The following is a 23,998-nucleotide window of genomic DNA, read 5'->3' as shown; positions in this document are numbered from 1 at the left end:
GTGCTGTTCACCGTGCCGCCGCTGGCGGGGCACGTCAACCCGACCGTGGCCGTCGGGGCCGAACTGGCCGCCCGGGGGCACGAGATCGCCTGGACGGGGCCGGCCTCGGCGCTGGCTCGGCTGCTGCCCGCGCAGGCCCGGATCCTGCCCGCCGGGGAGGAGCCGGGCTCCGGCGGGTACGCGGCGCTGCACGAGAGCTGGCGCGACCTGCGCGGGGTCGGTGCGCTGCGGTTCCTGTGGGAGGAGGCGCTGGTGCCGCTGGCCCGGGCGATGGTGCCGGGCGTGGAGCGGGCCGTGCGCGCCTTCGGTCCGGATGTGCTGGTCGCCGACCAGCAGGCCCTGGCCGGGCCGCTGGTGGCCCGGCGGCTCGGAGTCCCGTGGGTGACCTCGGCCAGTACCTCGGCGGAGCTGACCCGGCCCTTCGCGGACTTCCCGAAGGTCGGGGAGTGGGTGGCCGGGCAGATCTCCGGCCTGCTCGCGGAGTTCGGCGCGGCGCGGGACCCGGGGGGCCGCGCGGGCTGGGACCCGCGGTTCTCCGAACGACTGGTGCTGGTCTTCTCCACTCCCGAGCTCGTGGGCCCGGAGCAGGGCTTTCCGCCCCACTACGCCTTCGTGGGGCCGGCCTTCGGAGCCCGTCCGCCGGCGCCCGGATTCCCCTGGCAGCGCCTGGACCCGGCGCGGCGGCGGGTGCTGGTGTCCCTGGGCACCCTCAACCAGGCGGCCGGGGCCCGGTTCTACGGCGCCGTACTGGGCGCCGCCGAACGGCTCGCCGGGGAGGTCCAGTTCGTCCTGGCGGCGCCCGCCGCCCTGATCGGACAAGCACCGGACCACCTCCTGCTCCAGGAGAGCGTCCCGCAGCCGGCGCTGCTGCCGCACCTGGACGCGGTGGTCTGCCACGCGGGCCACAACACGGTCTGCGAGGCCCTCGCGCACGGGCTGCCGCTGGTCGTCGCCCCGATCCGGGACGACCAGCCGATCGTGGCCCGGCAGGTGGCCCTGGCCGGGGCCGGAGTCCGGGTGCGGTTCGGCCGGACCCGGGCCGAGGAACTGCGCGACGCGCTCACGGCCGTGCTGGACGACCCCGGCCCCCGCCGGGCCGCCCGGCGGATCCAGGCCTCATTCGCCGCGGCGGGCGGGGCCGCCGCCGCGGCCGACCGGTTGGAGAAACTGCTGTGACGCCACCCCCGCTCTCCAAGGTCCCGTGGACCTCCGTCCTGTTGCTGGCCGCCCTCGGCGCGGGCACCGTACGCGCCGGGCGCCGGCTGCGGGCGATCCCGGTGCTGCCGGTGACCCCGCCCGCCGCGGCCGGGGTGCCGCGCGCCGCCGGGTGGCGGCTGCTCACCGCCCGGGGGGTCGAGCCGGATCCGGCGACCTTCCTCGCCGCCTGCGCGTTCGCCGAACGGGAGGGCCTGCGGGTACTGGACCTGCTGCCCGCGGACCTGCCCGCCGAGCGGGCGCTGGGGCTGCTGCGCCTGGTCGACCCGGCCCGCTACCGGCAGGACCGGCTCGCGGCGGGGCGCGGGGCCGGGTTCGCCGTGCTCGTCACCGAGGAGGTGCTGGACCGGGCCGGGGTGGATCCGGGCGGTCCGCGCCGTGACCCGGCCGAACTCCTCGCGCTGACCCGCCGGTTGAAGGAGTACGCCGCCGACTCCACGGGGCTGGCCGTCGCCCCCGGACTGCGCTGCGGTGCGGCCGGGGAGCCCGGGGGGCCTGCGCGGGCCGCCGAGCTGCGGGCCCAGGGGCTGCCTCCGGGGGCGCTGGCAGCCGCGCAGCTCGGCGGGCTGGCGCTGCTCGCGGGCGTCGCCGTACGCCAGGGCCGGTGGGGCGCGGCCGCGGCCGGGCTGTACTGGCTCCAGCCGTACCTGGTCCTCGGCGGTCCGGGCTCCCCGCTGCGCCCCGCCGGTCTGGGCCGGGCGACCGCGGCCCGGCCGGTGCGCTCCCTCGGCGCGGGGCTGCGTACGGCCGCGGCGGCCGGCCGGGACCCGGCGCCGGACCGCGCGGCGGAGGCGGCGCGGGCGGCCGCCTACCGGGAGGACCTGGCGTCGGGGACCGGGCGCTTCCTCGAACCGCGCCGCACGGACTGCCCGTGGTGCGGCTCGGGCCGGCTCGCCGTCCGGGTCCGGGTGTCCGACCTGCTCCAGGGCAAGCCGGGGCGTTTCACGCTGGAGCGGTGCGAGGACTGCCGGCACGTCTTCCAGAACCCCCGGCTGAGCCCGGAGGGGCTGGAGTTCTACTACCGGGACTTCTACGACGGGCGCGGCGGCGAGGGCGCGGGCACGGTCTTCGGCAGGCTGGGCGCCGCCTACCGGGGGCGCGCCGAGATGCTCGTCCCGCACGCCGATCCGGCGTCCTGGCTCGATGTCGGCACCGGGCACGGCCACTTCTGCAACGCGGCGCGGGACGTGTGGCCGCTGACCCGGTTCGACGGGCTCGACATGGGCGAGGGGGTGCGCGAGGCCGAGCGCCGCGGTTGGGTGGAGACCGGATACCTGGGCCAGTTCCCGGAGTTCGCGTCGAAGCTGGCGGGCCGGTACGAGGTGGTCAGCATGTACCACTACCTGGAGCACACCCGGGAGCCGCTCGCCGAGCTGGACGCGGCGGCCACCGTGCTCGCCCCCGGCGGGTTCCTGGCCATCGAGCTGCCGGATCCGCAGTCCCGGATGGCCCGGCTGCTCGGCCCGTTCTGGCTGCCCTGGTTCCAGCCGCAGCACCAGCACCTGATGCCGGCCGTCAATCTGCGCGAGGCGCTGGCCGACCGGGGGTTCACCGTCGTCGCCGAGGAGCACGGACCGGCCCACCAGGGCAACGACTTCTTCGGCGCGGTGGCCCTCGCGGCGACGCGGCTGGCCCCGGATCCGGACCGGCCGTGGGGTCCGGGGCCCACGCCGCGCGTCCGGCTCCTCGGCCACGCCGTACGGGTGGCGGCGCTGCCGTGCTTCGCCGCCGCGGCGGTGCTCGACACGCTGCGCACGGCGGCGGCCCGGCGCACGGACGGCGGGAACGCCTACCGGATGCTGGCCCGCAAGGACACGCGGTGACGGGCGCGGCCGGCCACGCCGGACCGCCCGCGGGGAAGCGGCCCCCTTCCGCGGCACTCCGCCGGGGCACGGCGGGAGCATCCGCCGCCGCCGTACCGCCGGGGCGGCCCACCGACCCGGCGGGTGCCACCGGGACCGCCGACCGCGCCGGAGGCGACCTGGCCCGGCGGGCGACGGCCGATCCGCTGTTCCGGCTCGTCGCCTACGCCCTGGAGGCCGCGCACGGGCGGCCCGCGGCCGCCGTGTGGAGCGCCCCCTACGCCTTCCACCTGGGCTCCCCCGGCCTGGTCGCGGCGGCCGGCTGGCCCACGGCCGCGGCCGCGGCCCCGCGCACCGACGGCCTCGTGCGGCTCAGCTCCCTCGGCCATCCCGCGGACGGCTGCGACCTGCCGCTGACCCTGTCGGGGCCGCCGCCCGCCGCTCCCGCCTGGGCGGCCCGGCCGTACGCGGTGCTGCGGGCCCTGGCCCGGGCCGGGTACGGCACCGGCGGGAGCGACCTGCACGTGCAGGGCTCGCTCACGGGCGCCGCCGGGCTGGCCACGGCGGAACCCGCCGAGTGCGCGGTGGCGCTGGCGGTGGTCGACGCACACGCGGGGGCGGGTGGACGGCCGGACCGTGAGCAGCTGGCCCTGCTGCTGGCCGGAGCGCTCCCGGACGGGGACGACGGACTGCGCCGGGCGGTGCTCTTCGCCCGGTCCGGCCGGGCGCTGCTGCTGAGCGCGGAACCCCGGCGGCGCCGGCGGTACGTCGACTTCGACCCGGCGGCGTCGGGAGCGCGGCTGGTGCTGGTCGCCGTCCGAGGGGAGGCCGCGGACCGGCAGCGGGAGCTGGCGCGGGCCGTGGCCTGCGCCCGCTGGGCCGGGGCGCTGAGCGCCTGGCCGCCCGGGCAGGGGCGGGAGCCGGGGCGGAGCGTGCTGGTGCTGCTGCCCCGGGCGCGGCTGGCGGCGGTGCGGGCGGCGGTGGCGGAGGACTTCCGCGACCGGGGGCGGCCCGTACCGCGGTTCCTGAACATCGCCGTGGCCGGTGCGGCCCGGCGCGAGGAATGACCGCAACGACCACGACCACGACCCGGGTCCGGACCCGGGCGACACCGAGGAGGAGAACACCCATGCCCACCCTTCGACCCTCACCGACGGCGCGTGCGAGACGCGGGGCCCGATGGCCGGCGCTCGTGGCCGGGATCGGCGCGCTCGGCCTGCTGGGCGCCTTCACCGTGGCCAACTCCCAGGCGGCCGTGCCCGGTTCCGCCGCCGCGCCGGCCGCGGCGGCCGCGCTGCCGACGTACGACCACGTGGTGGTCGTCGTGTACGAGAACAAGCAGTACGGGGAGATCATCGGCAGCGCGAACGCCCCGTACATCAACCAGCTGGCGAACGGCGGCGCGAGCCTGACCGGGATGAAGGCGCTGACCCACCCCAGCCAGCCGAACTATTTCAACCTCTTCTCCGGCGCCACGCAGGGCATCACGGGCGACGGCTGCTACACCCCGCAGTCGATGACGGCGGCCAACCTCGGCCAGGAGCTGATCGCGGCCGGCAAGACCTTCGCGACGTACAACGAGGACCTGCCGGGCGAGGGGTCCACGGCCTGCACGAACGGCCAGTACGCGCAGAAGCACAACCCGTGGTTCGCCTTCAAGAACGTGCCGCTGAACACGGGCAAGACCTGGGCGCAGTTCCCGCAGAACAACTTCGCGGCGCTGCCGAGCCTGTCGTTCGTGGTCCCCAACCAGTGCAACGACATGCACTCGTGTTCGGTCTCCACGGGTGACACCTGGACGAGGAACAACCTCGACGCCTACGCGCAGTGGGCGAAGGCCAACAACAGCCTCCTGGTGCTGACCTGGGACGAGGACAACTACCTGGGCTCGAACCAGATCGCCACCGTCTTCCACGGCGCGAAGGTCAGGACGGGCAAGTACGCCACGGCCTTCAACCACCACCACCTGCTGCGGACGTTCGAGGACCTCTTCGGCACGGCGACGCACGCGGGCAACGCGGCCGGCGTCCAGCCGATCACCGAGGTGTTCGACACCTCCACGGACCCGACCCCCACGCCCACGCCCACTCCGACCCCCACGCCGACCCCGACCCCGACGCCCACGCCCACCCCCACCCCGGGCGGCCTGCAACTGGCCGACCCCGGGCCGCAGACCTGCAAGTTCAACCAGTCCTGCACCATCCAGCTCAGCGCCACCGGCGGCAGACCTCCGGTCCGGTACGCGGCCACCGGCCTGCCCTGGGGCCTGAGCGTCGACGCCGGCTCCGGCCGGATCAGCGGCAAGCCGTGGGGCAGCGGCACGGTCCAGGTCACCGCGACCGCCACCGACGCCACGGGCACCACCGTCACCGCCGCGTTCCCGCTCACCGTCAACTGGTTCTAGACCCGGCCCGCTCTGGAGGCATCCGTGTACCTGTCGACCAGCCGGGCCTCGGACGTCGCCGGGGACACCCCGGCCCCGAAGGGCCCCCTGCGGGCCGTCCCCGGCACGGTGTTCGCGCTCGGGCTGGTCAGCCTGGTCACGGACGTCTCCGCGGAAATGGTCACCGCCGTGCTGCCGTTGTACCTGATGGCCGGACTCGGCATGTCCCCGCTCGCGTTCGGCGCCCTGGACGGTCTGCACCAGGGCGCCACCGCGGTCCTCCGCCTCGCGGGCGGGCGGATCGCGGACCGCACCCGGCGCCACAAGCTCGTCGCGGGCGCCGGCTACGCGCTGTCCGCCGCCTGCAAGGCGGCCCTGCTCGCCGTCGCCACCCCCTGGTCGGTGGCGGCGGTGCTCGCCGCCGACCGGACCGGCAAGGGCCTGCGCACCGCCCCGCGCGATGCGCTGATCTCGCTGTCCGTGCCGCCCGGGGAGCAGGGCCGCGCCTTCGGGGTGCACCGGGCGCTGGACACGGCGGGCGCCCTGCTGGGGCCGCTGGCCGCGTTCGGTGTGCTGTGGGTGGCGGTGGACGGCTACGCGGCCGTGTTCACCGTGAGCTGCTGCGTCGCCGTCCTGGGCGTGGTGCTGCTCGCGCTCTTCGTCCGCGAGGCCCCGGCGCCCGCCCCCGCGCCGGACCGGACCCGTCCTGCGCCGCTCCCGGTACGCACCCTGCTGCGCCTGCCCGGCCTGCGCGGGCTGTGCGTGACCGCCGCCGTGCTCGGCCTGTTCACCGTCGGCGACGCCTTCCTCTACCTGCTGCTCCAGCGCCGGCTCGACCTGTCGGCCGGGTACTTCCCGCTGCTGCCCGTCGGCACGGCGGCCGTCTTCCTGCTGGCCGCGCTGCCCGTGGGCCGGCTCGCCGACCGGCTGGGTCGGCGCCGGGTCTTCCTCGGCGGGCACGTGCTGCTGCTCGGCGCCTGCCTGCTGCTCCTGGCCCCGGTACCGGCGGCGGGGGCGGGGGCGCTGTTGGTCGTCGGTGTGCTCGCGCCGCTCGGCCTGTTCTACGCGGCCACCGACGGGGTGCTGATGGCCGCGGCCGGGCCGCTGCTGCCCGCCGGGCTGCGCACGACCGGGCTCGCGGTGCTCCAGACTGCCCAGGCACTGGCCCGGTTCGCGGGTTCCCTGCTGTTCGGGGCGGCTTGGACGCTGTGGGGGCCGGGCCCGGCGCTGGCTCTGGCGGCGGCCGGGCTGTCGCTCTCGCTGGCGGCGGTGTCCGTCGTAGGGTCGGGGCATGCCGGAGACACAGCGAACTCTTGAGGGCAGGGTGGCCCTCGTGGCCGGGGCGACGCGCGGCGCGGGCCGGGGCATCGCGGTCCAGTTGGGCGCGCGGGGTGCGACCGTGTACGTGTCGGGGCGCAGCACCCGGGGCAGGCGGTCGGAGTACGACCGGCCCGAGACGATCGAGGAGACGGCCGAGCTGGTCACCGCGGCGGGCGGGCGGGGGATCCCGGTGGTCGCCGACCATCTGGTGCCGGCGGAGGTCGAGGCCCTGGTCGGCCGGATCGACGCGGAACAGGGCCGCCTGGACGTCCTGGTCAACGACATCTGGGGCGGGGAGCTGCTCTTCGAGTGGGACAGCACGGTCTGGGAGCACGACCTGGACAAGGGGTTGCGGCTGATGCGGCTGGCCGTGGAGACCCATGCCATCACCAGCCATTTCGCGGTGCCGTTGCTGCTGCGCGAGCCGGGCGGTCTGGTGGTGGAGATGACGGACGGAACCGCCGAGTACAACGCGAGCCGCTACCGGGTGTCCTTCTTCTACGACATCGCCAAGTCCTCGGTGCTGCGGATGGCGTTCGCGCTGGGGCACGAGCTGGGGCCGCGGGGGGCCACGGCGGTGGCGCTGACGCCGGGCTGGCTGCGCTCGGAGATGATGCTCGACACCTTCGGGGTGACGGAGGCGAACTGGCGGGACGCGCTGGCCGAGGTCCCGCACTTCGCCATCTCCGAGACCCCGTCGTACGTGGGCCGGGCGGTCGCGGCGCTCGCCGCGGACCCGGAGGTGGCCCGCTGGAACGGCCGGTCCCTCTCCAGCGGGCAGCTCGCCCGGGAGTACGGCTTCACGGACCTCGACGGCAGCCGCCCGGACGCCTGGCGCTACATGGTCGAGGTCCAGGACCCGGACCGCCCCGCGGACACCACCGGCTACCGCTGAGCGGCCCGGGCGAACGGCAGGTCCGCCGGGGCGGTTTCGGCCGTGGGTCCGGCGGCCCGCAGCACGACGTCGAGCACCCGCTCCGGGTCGCAGGCGTACCCTCCGCTGGACCAGGCCGGGTTGGCCTCGATGACCGCCCATCCGCCGCCGTCCGGCAGGCCGACGTCCACCACCGCGGCCGACGGCAGTGAGCCGTCGGCCGCCGCGAGCAGTTCGGCCGCGAAGGCGCGGACCTCCGCCGCGTACGGGTCCAGGGCGAGCGGCGCCGGGTCGAGCCTGGGCCCCACCGCGTAGCGGCTGCCGTCGTGCACGGCCCCGTCCAGGACGAACAGCCGGTACTCGCGGTCGAACCGGACGATGTCGCTGACCAGCACCGGCAGGTCGTCGTCGAACGCGTCCGGGCCGGGCAGCCGCGAGCCGTCCGGGTAGATCCGGGCCGGGAAGAACTTGTCGGTCGGCGGTTTGACGAAGGCCGGCCGGCGCAGTCGCCGGGCCTCGGCCAGGGTGACCGCCTCGACCCGTCGCCCGGTCAGCGCGAGCGGCAGCCGCGCGAGCCAGTCGGCGGGCGGTTCCAGCGCGGTGACGTCCAGTTCACGGGCCACCTTGTCGGCCAGCAGCGGCCCGCCGTAGAGGTGGGTGCGCCCGGCGCCCCGGGCACCGTCGGGCGGGCTCCAGCCCTCCGCCGTCACGGCGCGCAGCCCGCGCCCGGCGGCCGCCTCGGCGAGGCGGAGCCGCGTGTCGGAGGCGCGGGGGGCGAGGAGCAGAACACGATCACCGGTCATGCGGCCATGATGGCCCGGCCCGCGCGGCCGGCCCATCGGATTACCGCGCCGGACGGGAGTCGATCAGGTGGGCCAGGCCGTCCAGGACGCACCGGAGGCCGAAGGCCCAGCGGGTCAAGATGGTGCGCCACCTCGGCTCCTCGCTCACGGACGTCACCTACGTCTTCGACGAGCCGACCACCGGCCTGCACCCGCACGACATCCGGCGCATGAACGACCTGCTGCTGCGGCTGCGCGACAAGGGCAACACCGTGCTGGTGGTGGAGCACAAGCCCGAGGTCATCGCGATCGCCGACCACGTCGTCGACCTCGGCCCCGGCGCGGGCACGGACGGCGGGCGGCTGTGCTACGCCGGGGACGTGGCCGGGCTGCGCGCCTCCGGCACCCTCACCGGGCGCCATCTCGGACACCGGGCGCGACTGCGGGAGGCGGTGCGCACCCCGCGCGGGCACCTGTCGGTCAAGGACGCGGACCTGCACAACCTGAAGGACGTCAGCGTGGACGTGCCGCTCGGGGTGCTGACGGTGGTGACCGGGGCCGCCGGGTCGGGCAAGAGCTCGCTGATCCACGGGTACCTGGCCCGGCAGGACGGGGTGGTGGTGGCCGACCAGTCGCCGATCCGCGGCTCGCGCCGGTCCAATCCGGCCACCTACACCGGGCTGCTGGGGCCGATCCGGACCGCCTTCGCCAAGGCCAACGGGGTCAAGGCGGCCCTGTTCAGCGCGAACTCGGAGGGCGCCTGCCCGAAGTGCAACGGCCTCGGGCTGGTCTACACGGACCTGGCGATGATGGCCGCGGTGGCCTCGGTCTGCGAGGAGTGCGAGGGCAGGCGGTTCACTCCCGAGGTACTGACGTACCGGCTGCGCGGCAAGAACATCAGCGAGGTGCTGAACATGCCGGTCGCCGAGGCGCACGCGTTCTTCCCCACCGGGCAGGCGCGCGCGGTCCTCGGCCGGCTGGTCGACGTGGGCCTGTCGTACCTGCGGCTCGGGCAGCCGCTCAACACCCTGTCGGGCGGCGAGCGGCAGCGGCTCAAGCTCGCCATCAGCATGGCCGAGAAGTCCTCGACGTACATCCTCGACGAGCCGACGACCGGCCTGCACATGGCCGATGTGGACAAGCTGCTGGCCCTGCTGGACCGGCTCGTCGACGACGGGAACTCGGTGATCGTCATCGAGCACCACCAGGCGGTGATGGCGCACGCCGACTGGCTGATCGACATCGGCCCGGGCGGCGGCCACGCCGGCGGCGAGGTCGTCTTCGAGGGCACTCCGGCGGACCTGGTGGCCGGGGCGGACACCCTGACCGCCCGTCACCTGCGGGAGTACGTGGGCTCGTAGCACGGCATGGGACGCCGTACGCGGGCCGCGTACGGCGTTCGCACCGTCGGTTAGGCTGGCGGCATGTCAGCAGACGAGCGGACGCGCCCGCGCCGCAAGGAGCAGCAGCCCGCGCTCAGCCGGCCCGCGATCGTCGCGGCGGCGATCCGGCTGCTCGACGCCGAGGGCATCGAGGCACTGAGCATGCGCAGGCTCGGCACCGGGATGGGCGCCGCCGCCACTTCCCTGTACCGGCACGTTGCGGGCAAGGACGAACTGATCGGGCTGGTCGTGGACGAGGTCCACGGGGAGCTGGAGGTGCCCGGTGCGACGGGCCCGGCGGAGTGGCGCGATGCCGTCTCCCGCAGTGGCCACAGCCTGCGCGCGATGGCCCTGCGCCACCCCTGGTTGGCCTCGGTGCTCGGCCAGGTCGGACCGGCACACCTCGGCCCGAACCTGACGCGCACGGCGGAGCGGATGCTGGCGCTCTTCCGGACGGCCGGCTTCCCGGCGGCCGAGGCGGACCCGGCCATGAAGGCGGTCCTCTCCTACGTGGTCGGCGCCTCGACCGGCGAGGCCGCCCAGCTCTCGCTGCTCGCCCGGAGCGGGCGGAGCGAACAGGAGCGGCCGCAGGGCCCGCACCGGGCCGGGGAGCGCGTGGCGCAGGAGGGCCGGGACCCGCGGAAGCTGCGCGAGGAGACCTTCGACTACGGACTCCAGCGGGTCCTGGACGGCCTGGAGATGCGGCTCAGCCTCGGCTGAGGTCCTCCCGCGGCGGCAGACGCAGTTCGCGGTCCTCCCCGAGCGGGGCGAAGAAGCGCTCCACGTCCGCGTCGGCCACCTCGGCCAGGGTCGCCGGGGACCAGCGCGGGTCGCGGTCCTTGTCGACGACCTGCGCCCGGATGCCCTCGACCAGGTCGGGCGCTGTCAGCCCGTTGCAGGAGACCCGGAACTCCTGGGCCAGCACCCGCTCCAGCGGGCCGAGCTCCGCCGCCCGGCGCAGTGCGGCGAGGGTGACCTTGAGGGCGGTCGGGGACTTGGCCAGGATCGTCTCGGCGGCCTCCTTGGCGGCGGGCTCCCCCTGGCCGAGCAGCCGCTCCACGATCTCCTCGACGGTGGCGGCCGCGTAGCAGTGGTCGATCCAGCCGCGCCGGTCGGCGAGGTCACCGGGCCCGGGGGCGGCGCTGTACCGCGGCAGCACCTCGTGGACGGGTGCGTCGGCGAGGGCGGCGGTCAGCTCCGGGAGCCGGTCGGCCGGTACGAAGTGGTCGGCGAGCCCGCACAGCAGCGCGTCGGCGGCGCCGACCGCCGTGCCGGTGAGCGCGAGGTGGGTGCCGAGTTCGCCGGGCGCGCGGCCGAGCAGGTAGGTGCCGCCCACGTCGGGGACGAAGCCGATGCCGGTCTCGGGCATGGCGACGCGGGAGCGTTCGGTGACGATTCGGACCGAGCCGTGGGCGGAGACGCCGACGCCGCCGCCCATGGTGATGCCGTCCATGAGGGCGACGTACGGCTTGGGATAGCGGGCGATGCGGGCGTTGAGCCGGTACTCGTCGCGCCAGAAGCCGGCCGAGGCGGTGTTCCCGGCCTTGGCGTCGTCGTGGATGGCGCGGATGTCCCCGCCCGCGCACAGGCCGCGCTCACCGGCGCCGCGGATCAGGACCTGCCGGACGGCGGGGTCGGCCGCCCATGCGGCGAGGGTTTCGTCGATGCGGATCACCATGGGGTGGGTGAGTGCGTTGATGGCCCCGGGGCGGTTGAGGGTGACCACCCCGGTCCGGCCGTCGGTGTGGAACAGCACGGTGTCCGCGTCTTCCGGCTTCACGTCTTCGGTCTTCACACGGGCCAGTATCGCCGCGGCCCGCGCCGCTCCCGCCGCCGGGCGCTCCCGGGGCGTACCGTGGGCTGTCATGCGGAAGATCGCGCCGATGGCGGACCACCGGCCGACCGCCGGTCCCGCGGTCGTGCGGGACGTCGTGCCCGAGGAGGCCGCCCTGCGCCAGGACCTCGTGGGCAACGGCGTCGTCCTGCTGCGCGACGAGCGCGCGTGACGTGCCGGGGTGTGTCCTGGCTCAGTCGCGGGGGCGGGCCCGGTGGGCCCGCCACGCTTCCAGGGCCTCGGCGCGGGCCCCGTCCGGGTGCCGGTCGTGCCAGGCGCGCAGGAACCGGTTGAACTCGAACTGGGCGCCCACCTCCTGGGGTTCGGCCGCCCGGGCGCGGGTCGCGTGCCAGTGGTCGACGGCCTCGGCGAGGGTGTGTCCCGCGTGCTGGGCGACGTAGTCCCGCATGAAGGCGTCGAAGTGGAAGCCGGGCCCGATCTCGCGGACGAAGTACGCGCGCAGCACCTGGCTGCAGCGCTGGCCCGGCGGGATCACGGTCGCGCCGGTGACGGGGGCGGTGAGCTGGCGCCCGGCGCGGCGCGCCGCGGGGGCCGCCGGGGCGGCGGGCGCGGGAAGTCCGTCGAGGGCGGCGGCGAGCCGCGCGGTGACGGCTGCCTTGCCGCCGCCGGCCGACAGGCCCATCTCCCGGGCGAGCGCGCTCAGTTCGGCCAGGGTCCAGTACCAGCGCAGCAGCTCGGTCCCGGTCAGCGCGGGCGTCGGGGCGGGCCGGGATTCCCACATATTCGCACTCACGTTCCCATTCTATGTGCGGCGCCGACCTTCCGGCCCGCACTCCCCCACCCCCTCCCGAGGAGAGAACCCATGACCGCCGAAGCCCACCGCCTCACCCTCGGCGGGGACACCGCCCTCGTGCTCATCGACCTCCAGACGGGCATCCTCGACCGGCCGGCCGCGAAGCCCACCCCCGAGATCCTGGGGAAGGGGATCGCGCTCGCCGAGGCGTTCCGCGCCCACCGGCTGCCCGTGGTCCTGGTCAAGGTGGCGTGGTCCCCGGACGGCGGTGACCTGCCCACCGCGAACGTGGACCGCCCCGGCCCGGCCGCCGCCCCGCCCGCCGCCTTCTCCGAGATCCCGGCCGAGCTGGCCGCCCTCGGGGACGTGGTCGTCACCAAACGCCACTGGGGCGCCTTCACCGGTACCGAACTCGACCTCCAGCTGCGCCGCCGCGGCATCCACCGCATCGTGCTGGCCGGCATCTCCACCAGCGTCGGCGTCGAGTCCACCGCCCGTACGGCGTGGGAGCTCAGCTACGACCTGGTCTTCGCGGAGGACGCCACCGCCGACACCGACCCCGACTCCCACGCCCACACCTTCGGCAAGATCTTCCCGCGCATCGGCAAGGTCAGCACCACGGACGAGATCATCGCGGCCCTGGACTCCTGACCGGCCGCACTCCGGGTCGCCCGCCCCCGAAACGGCCGCGCCCCGGGGGCGGTTCACCCGTAACCGAGCGGGCGCCCGCGGGTTAGCAGCGGGGAAGGCGAGGGAGTTCTCATGGCGCAGCGGCACACGACGTCCTTGACCCTGCGCCTGCGGTACCGGTTCGACAATCTGATGGCGGGGGGAACCACCGCACTCATCGGCTGGTTCGCCCTGGCCTGTCTCGCCGTCGTGGTCCCGGCGAGCACGGTGCTCGTCTGGGCCGACCGGGCCGCCCCGGCGACCCTGTCCGGCCGGCTCGCCGCCGTATGGGTCAGCGTCGGTCAGACGCTCAAGATCGGGGGCGCGGTCGGGTCCCCCCTGTACGTGCTGGCCTCCGTGGCCCTCGCCCTGGTCGCCCTGCTGTTCGTGTCCACGCTGGTCGGTCTGATCACCACCGGCATCAACCGGCGCATCGCGCTGCTCCGGCGCGGCCACTCCACCGTGCTGGAATCCGGGCACACCGTCCTGCTGGGCTGGTCGGACCAGATCTTCCCGGTGGTCGGGGAGCTGGTGGCGGCGAACGCCAACCAGCGCAGGTCGGCCATCGCCGTCCTCGCGCCGAAGGACAAGGTGGAGATGGAGGAGGAGATCGCCGCCTCCGTCGCCGGTACCGCCGCCGGCACCGGTACCGGCACGACGCGGATCATCTGCCGCAACGGCCGCACCACCGACCCCGCGGAGCTGGCCCGGGTGAGTCCGCGGACCGCGAAGGCCGTGCTCGTCCTGCCCCCCGAGGGAGACACCGGTGACGCCCAGGTGGTGAAGACGCTGCTCGCCCTCGACGCGGCGGTCCCCGAGCCCGGCGGGGCGGTGGTGGTCGCCGCCGTGCGCGACACCCGCAGCCATCTCACCGCACAGCTGGCCGCCGGGCCGGGCGCGCACGTCCTGTGCGTCGACGACGTCATCGCCCGGCTCCTCGTCCAGACCGCCCGCGAGCCCGGTCTCTCGCTCGTCTACCAGGAGCTGCTCGACTTCGCGGGCGACGAGTTCTACACCGCCGCCGTCCAGGGCCTCGCCGGACGCACCTTCGGCGAGGCCCTGCTGGCGTTCACCACGTCCTCGGTGGTCGGTCTGCTGCGCGCCGACGGCGGTGTCGCGCTCAATCCGGACCCCGGTACGGCGATCGGCGCGGGCGACCGGATCATCCTCATCTCCGAGGACGACGACACGGCCGTACCGGCGGACGCGTCCTCGTCCGTCGAGGAGGAGGCGATCGTCACGGCCCGCCCCAGGACGCCCGAGGCCGAACGGCTGCTCCTGCTCGGCTGGAACCGGCGCGCCCCGCTCGTCGTGGAGCAGCTCGACCGGTTCGTCGGCCCCGGGAGCACGCTGGACGTCGTATCGCTCGCCGACGACGTGCGGGCGCGAGCCGCCGCCGGGGCCTCGGGGGCGCGCAGCCGCCTCGAAGTGGCCTTCCGCAGCGGGGACATCACCGATCCGGGGCTGCTGGCCAAACTGGACGTGCCCGCGTACGACGGCGTGATCGTCATCGGCGAGACGGGCCACGAGCCCCTCCCCCACGCGGCGGCGCCGGCGCCCGCCCGTGCGATCGACCTCGGCCTCGCGCCGGAGACCGGGACGCAGACGGACGACCGGACGCTGGTCACACTGCTGCACCTGCGGGCCATCGGGGAGGCGGCGGGGCGGGAGCTGTCGCTCACCACGGAGATGTCCGACGACGGCAACCGGCTGCTGGCGCCCGCCCGGGAGGGCGCCGACTTCATCGTCAGCGGCCGGCTGATCAGTCTTCTCATGACCCAGATCTCGGAGAACCCCTGTCTCGCCGCCGTCTTCGAGGAGCTGTTCGACGCGGAGGGGAACGAGCTCCATCTGAAGCCGGTCGCGGACTACGTGCGCACCGATCGCGAGGTGACGTTCGCGACCCTCGTCGAATCGGCGCGGCGGCGCCGCGAATGCGCGGTCGGCTACCGGCTGCGCGCCGAGGCCTGCACGGGCCCCGCGTACGGTGTGCGGCTCAATCCGGACAAGGGGCAGCGGGTCCGCTTCGGCGAGCACGACTGGCTGATCGTGCTCGCCGAGAGCTGAGACGGCCGGTCAGAGGGTCGAGTGGACCTCCAGGGCCGCGCGTACCGCGGACTCCAGGGCTCCCTCGATCCATGCGGGCTTGATGGAGGTGTGGCACCCGGCGAAGTGCAGGTTCCCCTCGGCCTTGCGGACGTGGGGGAAGAGTTCGGTGTGCTGGCCGGGCAGCAGCACGGAGGCCTCGCCGTAGGCGTACGGGTCGCGCATCCAGGACTGGGTGCGTCCGACGCCGGTGTAGAAGACCTCGATCCGCTGCCCGAACACCTCCTGCACCCCGGCGAGCGCGCGCGGGTAGCGCTCCTCGTCGTCCAGGGAGTCCCACTTCAGGGCGTCGTCCGACCAGCTGTAGGAGGCGAGCACGACCCCGCCCGCGCTGCCCTCGACGGGGTAGGAGGGCTGGAACATGAAGCGGTTGGGGTTGTCGGTGGCCGAGCCGCCGCCGATGACGTGGGCCGCCTCGGGCTGGTCCCGGGTGACGGCCCGGCAGGCCGCGTAGTGCGCCCGCTGCCCGCCGGAGATGCCGCGGTCGGAGACGGACGGGTGTGCGCCCAGCAGGGTGCCGTCCGCCGGGGTCTGCCCGAGCTGGTACGTGCGGTACAGGCCGGGCCGGACCGCCTCCAGTTCGCGCTTCCAGTCGGCCTCGTCGAACTCCCACCAGCGGCGGCTGAATTCCAGCAGCACCTTGGTCGCCGCGTCGTAGTGCAGCTCGGTGATCGCGCGCCGCTTGCCGTACGAGAGCGCGGGCGCGACCGGGATGTGGCGCAGCCCGGAGAAGGGCACGGTGATGATCGCGGTGTCGCCGGTGAAGGTTTCCCGGCGCACGGGGCTGCCGCCGCGGCCCTCGGAGACGGTCTCGATGCCGACCCCGTCCTCCCCGTGGGTGATCCGGGTGGCGCGGCGGTCGAGCCGGACGAGGTCGTCGACGCGGGCGTAGAGGGCGTCGGCCAGGGTGGCGGTGCCGCCGGGCAGTTCGAAGAAGGCGGTGTCCGGGCTGATCAGCGAGGCCCCGATGAAGCTGTGCACGAAGGCGAGGTGCAGGCGGGAGGTGAGGTTCTCGACGGTGCCGATCAGGTCGATCGTGCGCTCGTCGAGCTTCGCCTCCTCGGTCAGATAGCGGTACATCGACATGTGGCCGTAGCGCTGGATCACGCGGGCCCAGCCCTCGACGAGCTGCTTGTCCTTCTTGCCCTCGATCTCCTTGCGCACGGGGGCGAAGGCGTTGCGGACGATCTGCGCGGCGGGCAGGGCCTCGTAGGCCGCGGGGACCCCGAAGGACTTGTTGAGGGCCTGCGGGCTGCGCGCGTAGTCGGCGCGCCGGACGCGGATCCCGTTGACGAAGATCCACGTACGGTAGGCGGGGCGGCCGGACCCGTCGACGTCGACCAGGTGGAAGCGCCGGCGCTTCAGACCGAGACTGTCGATCAGCCCGGTGACCAGGGGGTGGCTGTCGGGGATGCGCATCGCGCCGGCCTCGGCGTACTGCTTCGGGTCGGCGAAGGGAGCCGCGGACTTCTCGTGGCCGCCGGTGCGGAAGGTCTTGATCCGGCCGCCCACCCGGTTGCCGTTGGCCTCGATGACGGTGACCTGGTGTCCGGCCTCGCGCAGCAGGTGGGCGGCGGTGAGCCCGGCGGGGCCGGCGCCGACGATCAGTACCTTCTTGCGGGTACGGGACCGGGGCAGGCCGTTCTTCAGCAGGATGTCGGAGTAACGGGGCACCAGGGGCTCGTCGTCCTCGTCCCGTACGAGGACGGCGCGGGCGACGGTGAGGCAGGTCTCCCAGTCGGGGCGCGCCGAGCCGGTCGGGGCCGGCGGGGTCCCGGCGGAGGCGGCGGCGACCGACAGGGCGCCGACTCCGGCGACGGCGGCCGCGCCGGCGATGACCTTGCGGCGGGAGGGGCGGCGGGAGGGCGCCGGTGCGGGCTCGCCGGAGGGGCCGGGCGTGGGGTCGGGCGCGGGCACGGGTTCGATGATCATGTATCAACTCTCCCGGCCCCCCGGTGCCTTGAGCGCCGAAAGGCACCCCTGCGGCGAACAACCACCCGGACGTGCGGTTCGGGCCGCCCGAGGCTGACGAACTGGGATTCGTGCCGGTCCGGACCCGGCGGGTCAGCCGAGCCGGCGCACCCGCTGGCTGGTGAGTTCGTACCGGGCCGCGACCACGGCGAGGTCCCCGGCCGCGACCTTGGCGGCGAGCTCCGGTTCCGCGGCGAGCCGCGTCCGCACCAGCCGTACGTTCGCGGTGATCGCGGCGTCGATCCGCGCGGCGCCGCGCAGCGCGTGGTCGATCGCCGGGTGGATCTGTTCGACCAGGTACTGCATGTGGCCCGGCAGCGGGGGCCCGCCCTCGTCGGCCCGGACGGCCGCGGCGACCGCCCCGCACGACTGGTGGCCGAGGACGACGATCAGCGGGATGCCCAGTTCGAGGACTCCGTAGGCGATGCTGCCGAGCACCGCCTCGTCCAGGACCTCGCCCGCCGACCGTACGGTCAGCAGATCGCCCAGGCCCTGGTCGAAGACCAGCTCCGGGGGGACGCGGGAGTCGACGCAGCCGAGGACGACGGCGAAGGGGTGCTGGCCGCCGACCAGGGTCTGGCGCACGGTCCGCGTCTCGTCGGGGTGCCGCTCGTGCAGGGTCCGCCAGCGCGCGTTGCCCGTCTCCAGTTCCCGTAGCGCGGACACGGGGGTGGCGGGCCGGGTCCTTCCGGGGCCGCCGGCGACGGGGGCGTCCGGGGCACGGGGGGAACCGGCCACCAGGCCGGCTCCCAGGGCCACCGTGCCGGTCAGTACCACCCGGAGCAGCCGGCGCCGTCCCGGGCCGCCGCGGCCTTCCTCATGGATGCTCATATCAGAACAAAATATGCACATCCGCTCCTGAAGGGTGGGTGCCGCTCTCGGGCCGGACCCGTCGGCGGGACGTCAGCGGCCGTACGAGGTGCGAGAGGGCGGCGCGGTCAACCTACTTCCGAGGGGAACCGTTCGGTGCCGAGGACCCGGAGCAGGGCGAGGCGGTCGGCCGTGTCCGAACCGGGCGGCGGGGTGAAGAGCACGAGGCGCTGGTCCTCCTCCTGGGCGAGGAGGACCTGGCAGTCGAGGTCGACGGGACCGACGACCGGGTGGATCACCCGCATCCGGCTGCGGCGCCGGACGGCGACCTCGTGCAGGGCCCACAGGCCGGCGAACTCCTCGCTCGCCTCCCCCAGACGGTCAACCAGCCGGCCGGCCACCGGGTCGGCGGCGCCCCGGCGGGCGACGGCGGCGCGCAGATCGGCGACGTGCAACCGGCTGTAGTGGTCGTGTTCCCCGGCCGGGTACGCGTCCCGCGCGGCCGGGTCGGCGAACCAGCGCCAGATCACGTTGCGGCCGTGCTCGGAGACCGTGCACACGCCGCCCAGCAGGGACCGCGCCAGGTCGTTCTGGGCCAACACGTCGCCGAGGTCGCCGAGGACCTGGGCCGCGGTGCCGGGCAGTTGGTCCAGCAGGTGCAGCAGTCCCGCGCCGACCCGGTCGCCACCGACCCGCCCGGCGGGCGGGCGGTGCCCGGCGAGCAGGTGGAGGTGGTCGCGTTCGTCGTCGCTGAGCCGCAGGGCCCGGGCCAGCGAGGAGAGGATCTGCGGTGACGGCTGCGGGCCGCGGGCCTGCTCCATCCGCATGTAGTAGTCGGCCGACATCCCGGCGAGCTGGGCGACCTCCTCGCGCCGCAGCCCGGCTGTCCGCCGCCTCGGCCCCGCGGTCAGACCCACGTCCGACGGACGCACCCGGTCACGCGAACGGCGGAGGAAGTCGGCGAGGTTCCGGCGGTCGATCGTCATGTTGATCATTCTGCCGGACGGGCCCGCGCGCCGGGCAAGACGCTTCCTGGGATTCCCGGTCCTAGGTTCGAGCGGGCTCTGCCGCCCACGGGACGGCGGCGGCAGTGTGGGCGGAGCCGGAGCGAAGGGCCCGGCGCCCCCACCGCCCCAGAAGGAGCAGCCGCCATGTCCGCCGAAGCCACCCTCACCGCCACCGCCCCCCGTACCGCGACCGTGCGGGTCGCCGACGCCGAGGTCCACTACGACCGCGCGGGCTCGGGCCCCGCGCTCGTGCTCGTCCACGGCACCGGCTCGGGCGGGGCCGCCGTGAACTGGGGCCGGCTGCTGCCTCGTTTCACCGCCGACCGCACCGTCATCACCCCGGACCTCTCGGGCACCGAGCGCACCGTGGACGGCGGGGGGCCGCTGACCGTGGAAGGCCTGGCCGCCCAGGTCATCGCCGTCATCGAGGACGCGGACGCCGGTCCGGTGGACCTGCTGGGCTTCTCCATGGGCGCGCCGGTGTCCGCCGCCGTCGCCGCCCTGCGCCCCGACCTCGTACGCCGTCTGATCCTGGTCGCCGGATGGGCCCACACCGACAGCGACGAGTACCTGCGCAACCTCTTCACCCTCTGGAAGCAGCTCGGCACCTCCGACCCGGCCGCATTCGGCCGCGCCGTCGCCATGACCGGCTTCAGCCGCGGATTCCTCAACGCGATCGGCCGCGCACAGGTGGAACTGCTGATCCCCAACATGCCGCCCACCTCCGGCACCCTGCGCCACGTCGACCTGGACACCCGTATCGACATCCGCGACCTGCTGCCGCGCATCCAGGCCGAGACGCTGGTGATCGGCTGCACCCAGGACATCACCGTCCCGGTGGAGAACAGCCGCGCCCTGCACGCGGCGATCGCCGACAGCCGCTACGCCGAGATCGACGCCGGGCACGTCGCGTTCTTCGAGAAGGAGGACGAATTCGTGCGGCTGGTGCACGAGTTCGTCCCCGCTCCGTGATCCGCCGCGCGGCGGAGGACGCCGCACGGAGGGGCGGGCCCGGCCGGCCGGGCCCGCGGTCAGTCGACGCCCGAGCGCGCGGCGGCGGTGTCGTCGATGAAGCCCCCCGACTGGTGCTGCCACAGCTTCGCGTAGGCGCCCTCCGAGGCGAGCAGCTCCTGGTGCGTGCCGTGCTCGACGATGCGTCCGCGGTCGAGGACGACGAGCCGGTCCATGGTCGCGACCGTACTCAGCCGGTGCGCCACCACGAGGGCCGTACGGCCCTCCATGAGCCGCCACAGCGCCTCCTGGACGAGGATCTCGCTCTCCGAGTCCAGGGCGCTGGTGGCCTCGTCGAGCAGCAGGATCGGCGCGTCGCGCAGGATCGCCCGGGCGAGCGCGACGCGCTGGCGCTGACCGCCGGACAGCTTGACGCCGCGCTCGCCCACCATGGTGTCGAAGCCGTCGGGCAGGGCGTCGGTGAACTCCGTGACGTGCGCCGCCTCGGCCGCGCGGCGGATCTCGGCCTCGGTGGCGTCCGGGCGGGCGAAGGCGATGTTGTCCCGCAGGGTGCGGTGGAACATCGCCGGGTCCTGCGGGACGTAGGCGATCAGGCTGCGCAGGTCGGCCTGGCGCAGCCGGGTGATGTCCTGGCCGCCGATCAGGATCCGGCCGGATTCGATGTCCGTCATCCGCATCAGCAGCCGGGTGAGCGTGGTCTTGCCTCCCCCGGACCGGCCGACGAGGCCGATCTTCGTGCCGCCGGGCACGTCCAGGTCGAGGCTGTCGAAGAGCGGCTCGCCGCCGCCGTGGGCGAAGGTGACCCGCTCGAAGCGGACGTCGGAGGACCCGGGCCGCAGCGGCTCGGGGGATACCGGGTCGAGTACGGTCGGCGGCGTGAGGAGCAGTTCGGTGAACTGCGCGGCCTCCGTCATCGAGCTCTCCAGCCGCCGGTAGATCTGGTTGAACTCGAACATGATCCGCGTCGCGCTGGCGTAGTAGGTGAAGGCGACGATGACCGCCTCCACGCCGTGCTCTCCCCCGCCGAGCGTGACGGCGAGCAGCAGGCCCAGCGCGTTGGTCAGTACGGACATCGGCGCGACCACCGTGTCGATGCGCAGGTTGCCGTAGTCCCAGGAGCGCAGGGTGAGCCGGCGCGACTCCGCGACGCGCGAGCGGTGCTCGGCCGCCTCGCGTTCCTCGGCGGCGAAGGCCCGGACGGTGTCCATGTTCATCAGGCTGTCGGCGACGTGGCCCGACACCCGGGCGATCGCCTCCTCGCGCTGGGCGACGAGGCCTTGGCGGCGCCGGATCAGGGGCGCCACGCCCAGTGCCGTCACGGCGATCAGGATCAGGAGTCCGGCGACGAGCAGCGGGTCGTACTGCCACAGCACCACGGAGGCGAACACCAGCGGTACGAAGCTGCCCATGACCGAGAAGGTCAGGGTGTCGACGAACTCCTCGAAGCGGGAGGCGAAACTGAGGACCCGCTTGGTCAGCGACCCGGCGAAGTTGTCGTGGAAGAACGCGGCGTCCTTGGCGAACAGTTCGTCCATGCCGACCACGTACAGGTGCTCGATGCCGCGGGCGTCGAGGCGGTTGAGGCAGTGCAGTCCGAGGCGCCACAGCGCCTCCGCGAGGAGCAGGACCCCGGCGAAGCCGAGGACGTACGGCGTCATCGCGTCGACGGTGGTGCTGCCACCGCCGGCGATGCGGCCGACGAGTTTGGCGACGATCAGCGGAGCGATGTAGTTGATGCCGATGTTGCCCAGCGCCGGGAGCAGCATCGCGGGTGCGGTCAGCCATCGGAGGCGGACCAACTCCCGTCCGTAGTAGCGAAGTGCGAGGATGACCGGGCCCTTGCCCGGTGGACTTTCGGGCGGTTCAGGCGTTCCCATTGCAACCCTGTGCTGTCGTGTGCGGGCGGTTTGCAGGAACTGGAAGTGTCCCGTGGCGGCGTCCGCGCGGTCCAAGGATTTTCCCGGATGGCGGTATCTCGTACCCGTTCGTGCCCGGAAACGGCGGAGGGCCGTCCCGGATCGCTCCGGAACGGCCCCGCGTGGTCCTCGCGCCGCGGTGTGCGGTGCCGGTTACGGGACGGGCTGCTGCTGGGTGACGCAGTGGATCCCGCCGCCGCCGGTGCCGAGCCGGTCGATGTTGAGCTGCTCGACGGTGCGGCCGGGGTAGAGGCGGGCCAGGGTGGCCTTCGCCGCGGTGTCGGCGCGGGTGTCGCCGAAGTGGGCGCTGATGACGGCACCGTTGCACAGGTAGTAGTTGGCGTAGGAGGCGAGGAAGTCCGGGTTGGCGGAGCGGATCTTGTTGTAGTCGGGGCCCTGGATCTGGTCGACCGTCATGCGGGTGCCGTCGGCGGCGGTGGACGCGGAGAGGATCTGGTACTGCTGACGGGCGTCCTTGGCGTACACGTCGTTGTCGGAGGCCAGGGGCATCTGGACGGCGGCCCGGCCGGGCGTGAGGAAGCGCGAGGTCGCGTCGACGTGGTCGTCGGTGATGTCCTGGCCCTTGACGCCGTCGAACCAGATGACCTTGGAGGCGCCGTAGGCGGCGAGCAGGGCGGCCTCGATCTGCGCCTCCGTCCTGTTGGGGTTGCGGTTCTTGTTCACCAGGCTGCTGCGGGTGGCCATCAGGGTGCCGGCGCCGTCCTGCTCGATCGCGCCGCCCTCGCCGACCAGCGCGGCTGCGGTGAAGGGGACCCCGACGTAGGAGGCGATACGGCCGGCGACCAGGTTGTCCCGGGAGTGGGCCTGCTTCTTGCCCCAGCCGTTGAAGTTGAGGCCGACGGCGTCCAGACCGCCGGATCCGTCGGTGCGGAAGACGGGTCCCGTGTCGCGCATCCAGCAGTCGTCGACGGGGATGGTGCTGATGACGGTGACGGTGGAGCCGCACATCGAGCGGGCCTTGGCGGCGCTGCCGGAGTTGGCGCAGATGTAGACCGGCTCGTACTTGGCGATGGTGCGTGCGATGAGCGCGATGTCCTGCTGGACGCCGCCGAGCGTGTTGCCCCAGATCGAGGTGGAGTCCGGCCAGGCCATCCAGGTGCGGGTGTGCCGAACGTCCTCGATCGGCACGCGGAAGGCGCCCGCGGCCGCCGGGCGGATCGCGGCGGCCGCGCCGGCCCGCCCCTCGGTCGCCGCCAGTGCGGCCGCGGCGGCGGTGAGTCCCGCCGCCGCCAGGAACCTGCGCCTGCCCATGCCCTCGCCCGCGGGCCGGTTCATTGCGTGATCGTTCATGTGGGGGTCCTCCGATGGCTCAACTCCCCGCGGGGACAGCGGGGTTGACCGGAAAGCTAAAACTGGCCAAGCGCTCGGTCAATAGTTTGGACGAGGTCATTCCGGTGGATCACGGAAAGCCCCAGGTCGCGGACCGAAGGCTGGTTAGAGTGACGCCATGGCAGCTGTCGCGAAGGACTCCGGGGGCCGGCCGGCCGCTCCCCCTGCAAGGGCCGGCCGGCCACGGGCCTCGGCGAAGGGCGAACAGACCCGGGCACGGCTGATCGCCGCCGCGCGGACCCTGCTCGCGGGAGAGGCGGGCGAGGGCTTCACCACCCGCAACGTCGCCGCGCTGTCGGGCGTTTCACACGGAATGTGCCACTACCACTTCCACGACCGGACCGATCTCGTCCTGGCGGTCATCCAGGACATCCGCCCGGAATGGATCACGCCGCTGGAGGCGGCGGTGTCGGGCCCCGGGCCCTTCGCCGAGCGTGCCGAACGGGTCGTCCAATTGCTCGGCCGGCCCGAGGGCGCCGAGCTCTCCCACCTCCATTCCGCCCTGCACTGGCAGGCGTTGAACGACGCCCGGGTCCGGGAGAGCCTGGAAGCCGAGTACCGGCGCTGGCGCGCCTGCTTCGTCGCCCTCTTCCAGGTCCTGGCCGACGAACGCGGCGGGAGCCTGGACCCGCGCCCCCTGGGACTGGCGGTGGCCGCCGCCGTGGACGGCCTGGCCGCCATGGACTCCCTCGGCTCCGACGGCGGTACGGGGCCGATCCTGCGGACCCTGATCCGTACCCTCGCCGCGGGAGCCGCCGCGGGAGCCGGATCCGGGCCGTGACCGGCCCGGCCCAGGTCGTCTCCTTCGGATCTTGTCGGCCGAGCCCGGGTCGTCCGGTGCCGTGGGGCCT

General features: G+C 74.4%; 20 protein-coding genes and 1 pseudogene. 13 read left to right on the top strand and 8 right to left on the bottom strand.

Going from position 1 to position 23,998, the window contains the following annotated elements; all coding sequences use genetic code 11:
- From JYK04_RS34750 to JYK04_RS34725, 6 genes are all read left to right on the top strand, one after another.
- The gene (locus tag JYK04_RS34750) at nucleotides 1-1,176 is read left to right on the top strand and encodes a glycosyltransferase (protein WP_189742139.1); all 1,176 of its coding nucleotides are present in this window, start codon (nucleotides 1-3) and stop codon (nucleotides 1,174-1,176) included.
- A complete protein-coding gene (locus JYK04_RS34745) occupies nucleotides 1,173-3,038 on the top strand; it encodes a class I SAM-dependent methyltransferase (RefSeq protein ID WP_229876108.1) in 1,866 nt (621 codons plus the stop codon). The genes JYK04_RS34750 and JYK04_RS34745 overlap by 4 nt, the downstream gene beginning before the upstream one ends.
- The gene (locus JYK04_RS34740) at nucleotides 3,035-4,084 is read left to right on the top strand and encodes a galactokinase (RefSeq protein WP_189742005.1); all 1,050 of its coding nucleotides are present in this window, start codon (nucleotides 3,035-3,037) and stop codon (nucleotides 4,082-4,084) included. Before JYK04_RS34745 ends, JYK04_RS34740 begins: the two co-directional genes overlap by 4 nt.
- 62 nt (nucleotides 4,085-4,146) lie before the next feature.
- Nucleotides 4,147-5,421, top strand: a complete 1,275-nt coding sequence (locus tag JYK04_RS34735) for an alkaline phosphatase family protein (protein WP_189742007.1) — start codon at nucleotides 4,147-4,149, stop codon at nucleotides 5,419-5,421.
- Nucleotides 5,422-5,445: 24 nt separating this feature from the next.
- Entirely contained in the window at nucleotides 5,446-6,717 is a 1,272-nt protein-coding gene (locus JYK04_RS34730) for an MFS transporter (RefSeq protein ID WP_189742009.1), read from the top strand.
- Nucleotides 6,692-7,615 carry an SDR family oxidoreductase gene (locus JYK04_RS34725; RefSeq protein WP_189742011.1) on the top strand — a complete coding sequence of 308 codons (924 nt, stop codon included), beginning with the start codon at nucleotides 6,692-6,694 and terminating at the stop codon, nucleotides 7,613-7,615. The genes JYK04_RS34730 and JYK04_RS34725 overlap by 26 nt, the downstream gene beginning before the upstream one ends.
- Here JYK04_RS34725 and JYK04_RS34720 read toward each other — a convergent pair.
- Entirely contained in the window at nucleotides 7,606-8,397 is a 792-nt protein-coding gene (locus JYK04_RS34720; RefSeq protein ID WP_189742012.1) for an ATP-grasp domain-containing protein, read from the bottom strand. The genes JYK04_RS34725 and JYK04_RS34720 overlap by 10 nt on opposite strands.
- 101 nt (nucleotides 8,398-8,498) lie before the next feature.
- Here JYK04_RS34720 and JYK04_RS34715 point away from each other — a divergent pair.
- Nucleotides 8,499-9,737: pseudogene (locus JYK04_RS34715) on the top strand (ATP-binding cassette domain-containing protein); the annotation flags it as partial.
- 63 nt (nucleotides 9,738-9,800) lie between these two features.
- On the top strand, nucleotides 9,801-10,478 hold the full coding sequence (locus tag JYK04_RS34710) for a TetR/AcrR family transcriptional regulator (protein ID WP_189742015.1): 678 nt from the start codon (nucleotides 9,801-9,803) through the stop codon (nucleotides 10,476-10,478).
- Here the strand turns inward: JYK04_RS34710 and JYK04_RS34705 are convergent.
- Entirely contained in the window at nucleotides 10,465-11,553 is a 1,089-nt protein-coding gene (locus tag JYK04_RS34705; protein ID WP_373297470.1) for an enoyl-CoA hydratase/isomerase family protein, read from the bottom strand. The two genes, JYK04_RS34710 and JYK04_RS34705, sit on opposite strands and share 14 nt — an antisense overlap.
- A gap of 70 nt (nucleotides 11,554-11,623) precedes the next feature.
- Between JYK04_RS34705 and JYK04_RS34700 the strand changes: the two genes are divergently transcribed.
- Nucleotides 11,624-11,764, top strand: a complete 141-nt coding sequence (locus JYK04_RS34700) for a hypothetical protein (RefSeq protein WP_189742020.1) — start codon at nucleotides 11,624-11,626, stop codon at nucleotides 11,762-11,764.
- A gap of 21 nt (nucleotides 11,765-11,785) precedes the next feature.
- Here JYK04_RS34700 and JYK04_RS34695 read toward each other — a convergent pair whose 3' ends face one another.
- Nucleotides 11,786-12,346, bottom strand: a complete 561-nt coding sequence (locus tag JYK04_RS34695; protein WP_202185936.1) for a DUF6434 domain-containing protein — start codon at nucleotides 12,344-12,346, stop codon at nucleotides 11,786-11,788.
- A gap of 69 nt (nucleotides 12,347-12,415) precedes the next feature.
- Here JYK04_RS34695 and JYK04_RS34690 point away from each other — a divergent pair, with 69 nt between their 5' ends.
- Both JYK04_RS34690 and JYK04_RS34685 read left to right on the top strand, forming a co-directional pair.
- Nucleotides 12,416-12,997: a hydrolase gene (locus JYK04_RS34690; RefSeq protein WP_189742023.1), complete on the top strand. Its 582-nt coding sequence runs from the start codon at nucleotides 12,416-12,418 to the stop codon at nucleotides 12,995-12,997.
- A 111-nt stretch (nucleotides 12,998-13,108) separates the two neighbouring features.
- Nucleotides 13,109-15,082, top strand: a complete 1,974-nt coding sequence (locus JYK04_RS34685) for a CASTOR/POLLUX-related putative ion channel (protein ID WP_189742026.1) — start codon at nucleotides 13,109-13,111, stop codon at nucleotides 15,080-15,082.
- Between the two features lie 9 nt (nucleotides 15,083-15,091).
- Here the strand turns inward: JYK04_RS34685 and JYK04_RS34680 are convergent, their stop codons facing one another.
- The 3 genes from JYK04_RS34680 to JYK04_RS34670 all read right to left on the bottom strand — a co-directional run bounded on the left by JYK04_RS34680 (nucleotide 15,092) and on the right by JYK04_RS34670 (nucleotide 18,897).
- On the bottom strand, nucleotides 15,092-17,053 hold the full coding sequence (locus JYK04_RS34680; protein ID WP_189742029.1) for a flavin monoamine oxidase family protein: 1,962 nt from the start codon (nucleotides 17,051-17,053) through the stop codon (nucleotides 15,092-15,094).
- A gap of 132 nt (nucleotides 17,054-17,185) precedes the next feature.
- Nucleotides 17,186-17,923, bottom strand: coding sequence for a carbonic anhydrase (locus tag JYK04_RS34675; RefSeq protein ID WP_229876110.1), 738 nt, complete (start codon nucleotides 17,921-17,923; stop codon nucleotides 17,186-17,188).
- Nucleotides 17,924-18,030: 107 nt separating this feature from the next.
- Nucleotides 18,031-18,897 carry a helix-turn-helix transcriptional regulator gene (locus tag JYK04_RS34670; protein ID WP_189742035.1) on the bottom strand — a complete coding sequence of 289 codons (867 nt, stop codon included), beginning with the start codon at nucleotides 18,895-18,897 and terminating at the stop codon, nucleotides 18,031-18,033.
- Between the two features lie 156 nt (nucleotides 18,898-19,053).
- Between JYK04_RS34670 and JYK04_RS34665 the strand changes: the two genes are divergently transcribed.
- Nucleotides 19,054-19,881 (top strand): alpha/beta fold hydrolase, encoded by an 828-nt coding sequence (locus JYK04_RS34665; protein ID WP_189742038.1) that lies wholly within the window; start codon nucleotides 19,054-19,056, stop codon nucleotides 19,879-19,881.
- A gap of 59 nt (nucleotides 19,882-19,940) precedes the next feature.
- Here JYK04_RS34665 and JYK04_RS34660 read toward each other — a convergent pair whose 3' ends face one another.
- On the bottom strand, nucleotides 19,941-21,758 hold the full coding sequence (locus JYK04_RS34660) for an ABC transporter ATP-binding protein (protein WP_189742041.1): 1,818 nt from the start codon (nucleotides 21,756-21,758) through the stop codon (nucleotides 19,941-19,943).
- Between the two features lie 192 nt (nucleotides 21,759-21,950).
- Nucleotides 21,951-23,108 carry an agmatine deiminase family protein gene (locus tag JYK04_RS34655; protein ID WP_189742044.1) on the bottom strand — a complete coding sequence of 386 codons (1,158 nt, stop codon included), beginning with the start codon at nucleotides 23,106-23,108 and terminating at the stop codon, nucleotides 21,951-21,953.
- Nucleotides 23,109-23,265: 157 nt separating this feature from the next.
- Between JYK04_RS34655 and JYK04_RS34650 the strand changes: the two genes are divergently transcribed.
- Nucleotides 23,266-23,928, top strand: coding sequence for a TetR/AcrR family transcriptional regulator (locus JYK04_RS34650; RefSeq protein WP_189742047.1), 663 nt, complete (start codon nucleotides 23,266-23,268; stop codon nucleotides 23,926-23,928).
- Nucleotides 23,929-23,998 lie beyond the last annotated feature (70 nt).

Source organism: Streptomyces nojiriensis (genome assembly GCF_017639205.1).
Classification (GTDB): domain Bacteria; phylum Actinomycetota; class Actinomycetes; order Streptomycetales; family Streptomycetaceae; genus Streptomyces; species Streptomyces nojiriensis.
Note: the sequence above shows the minus strand (reverse complement) of the source record. Positions and strands in the feature narration are given on the sequence as shown.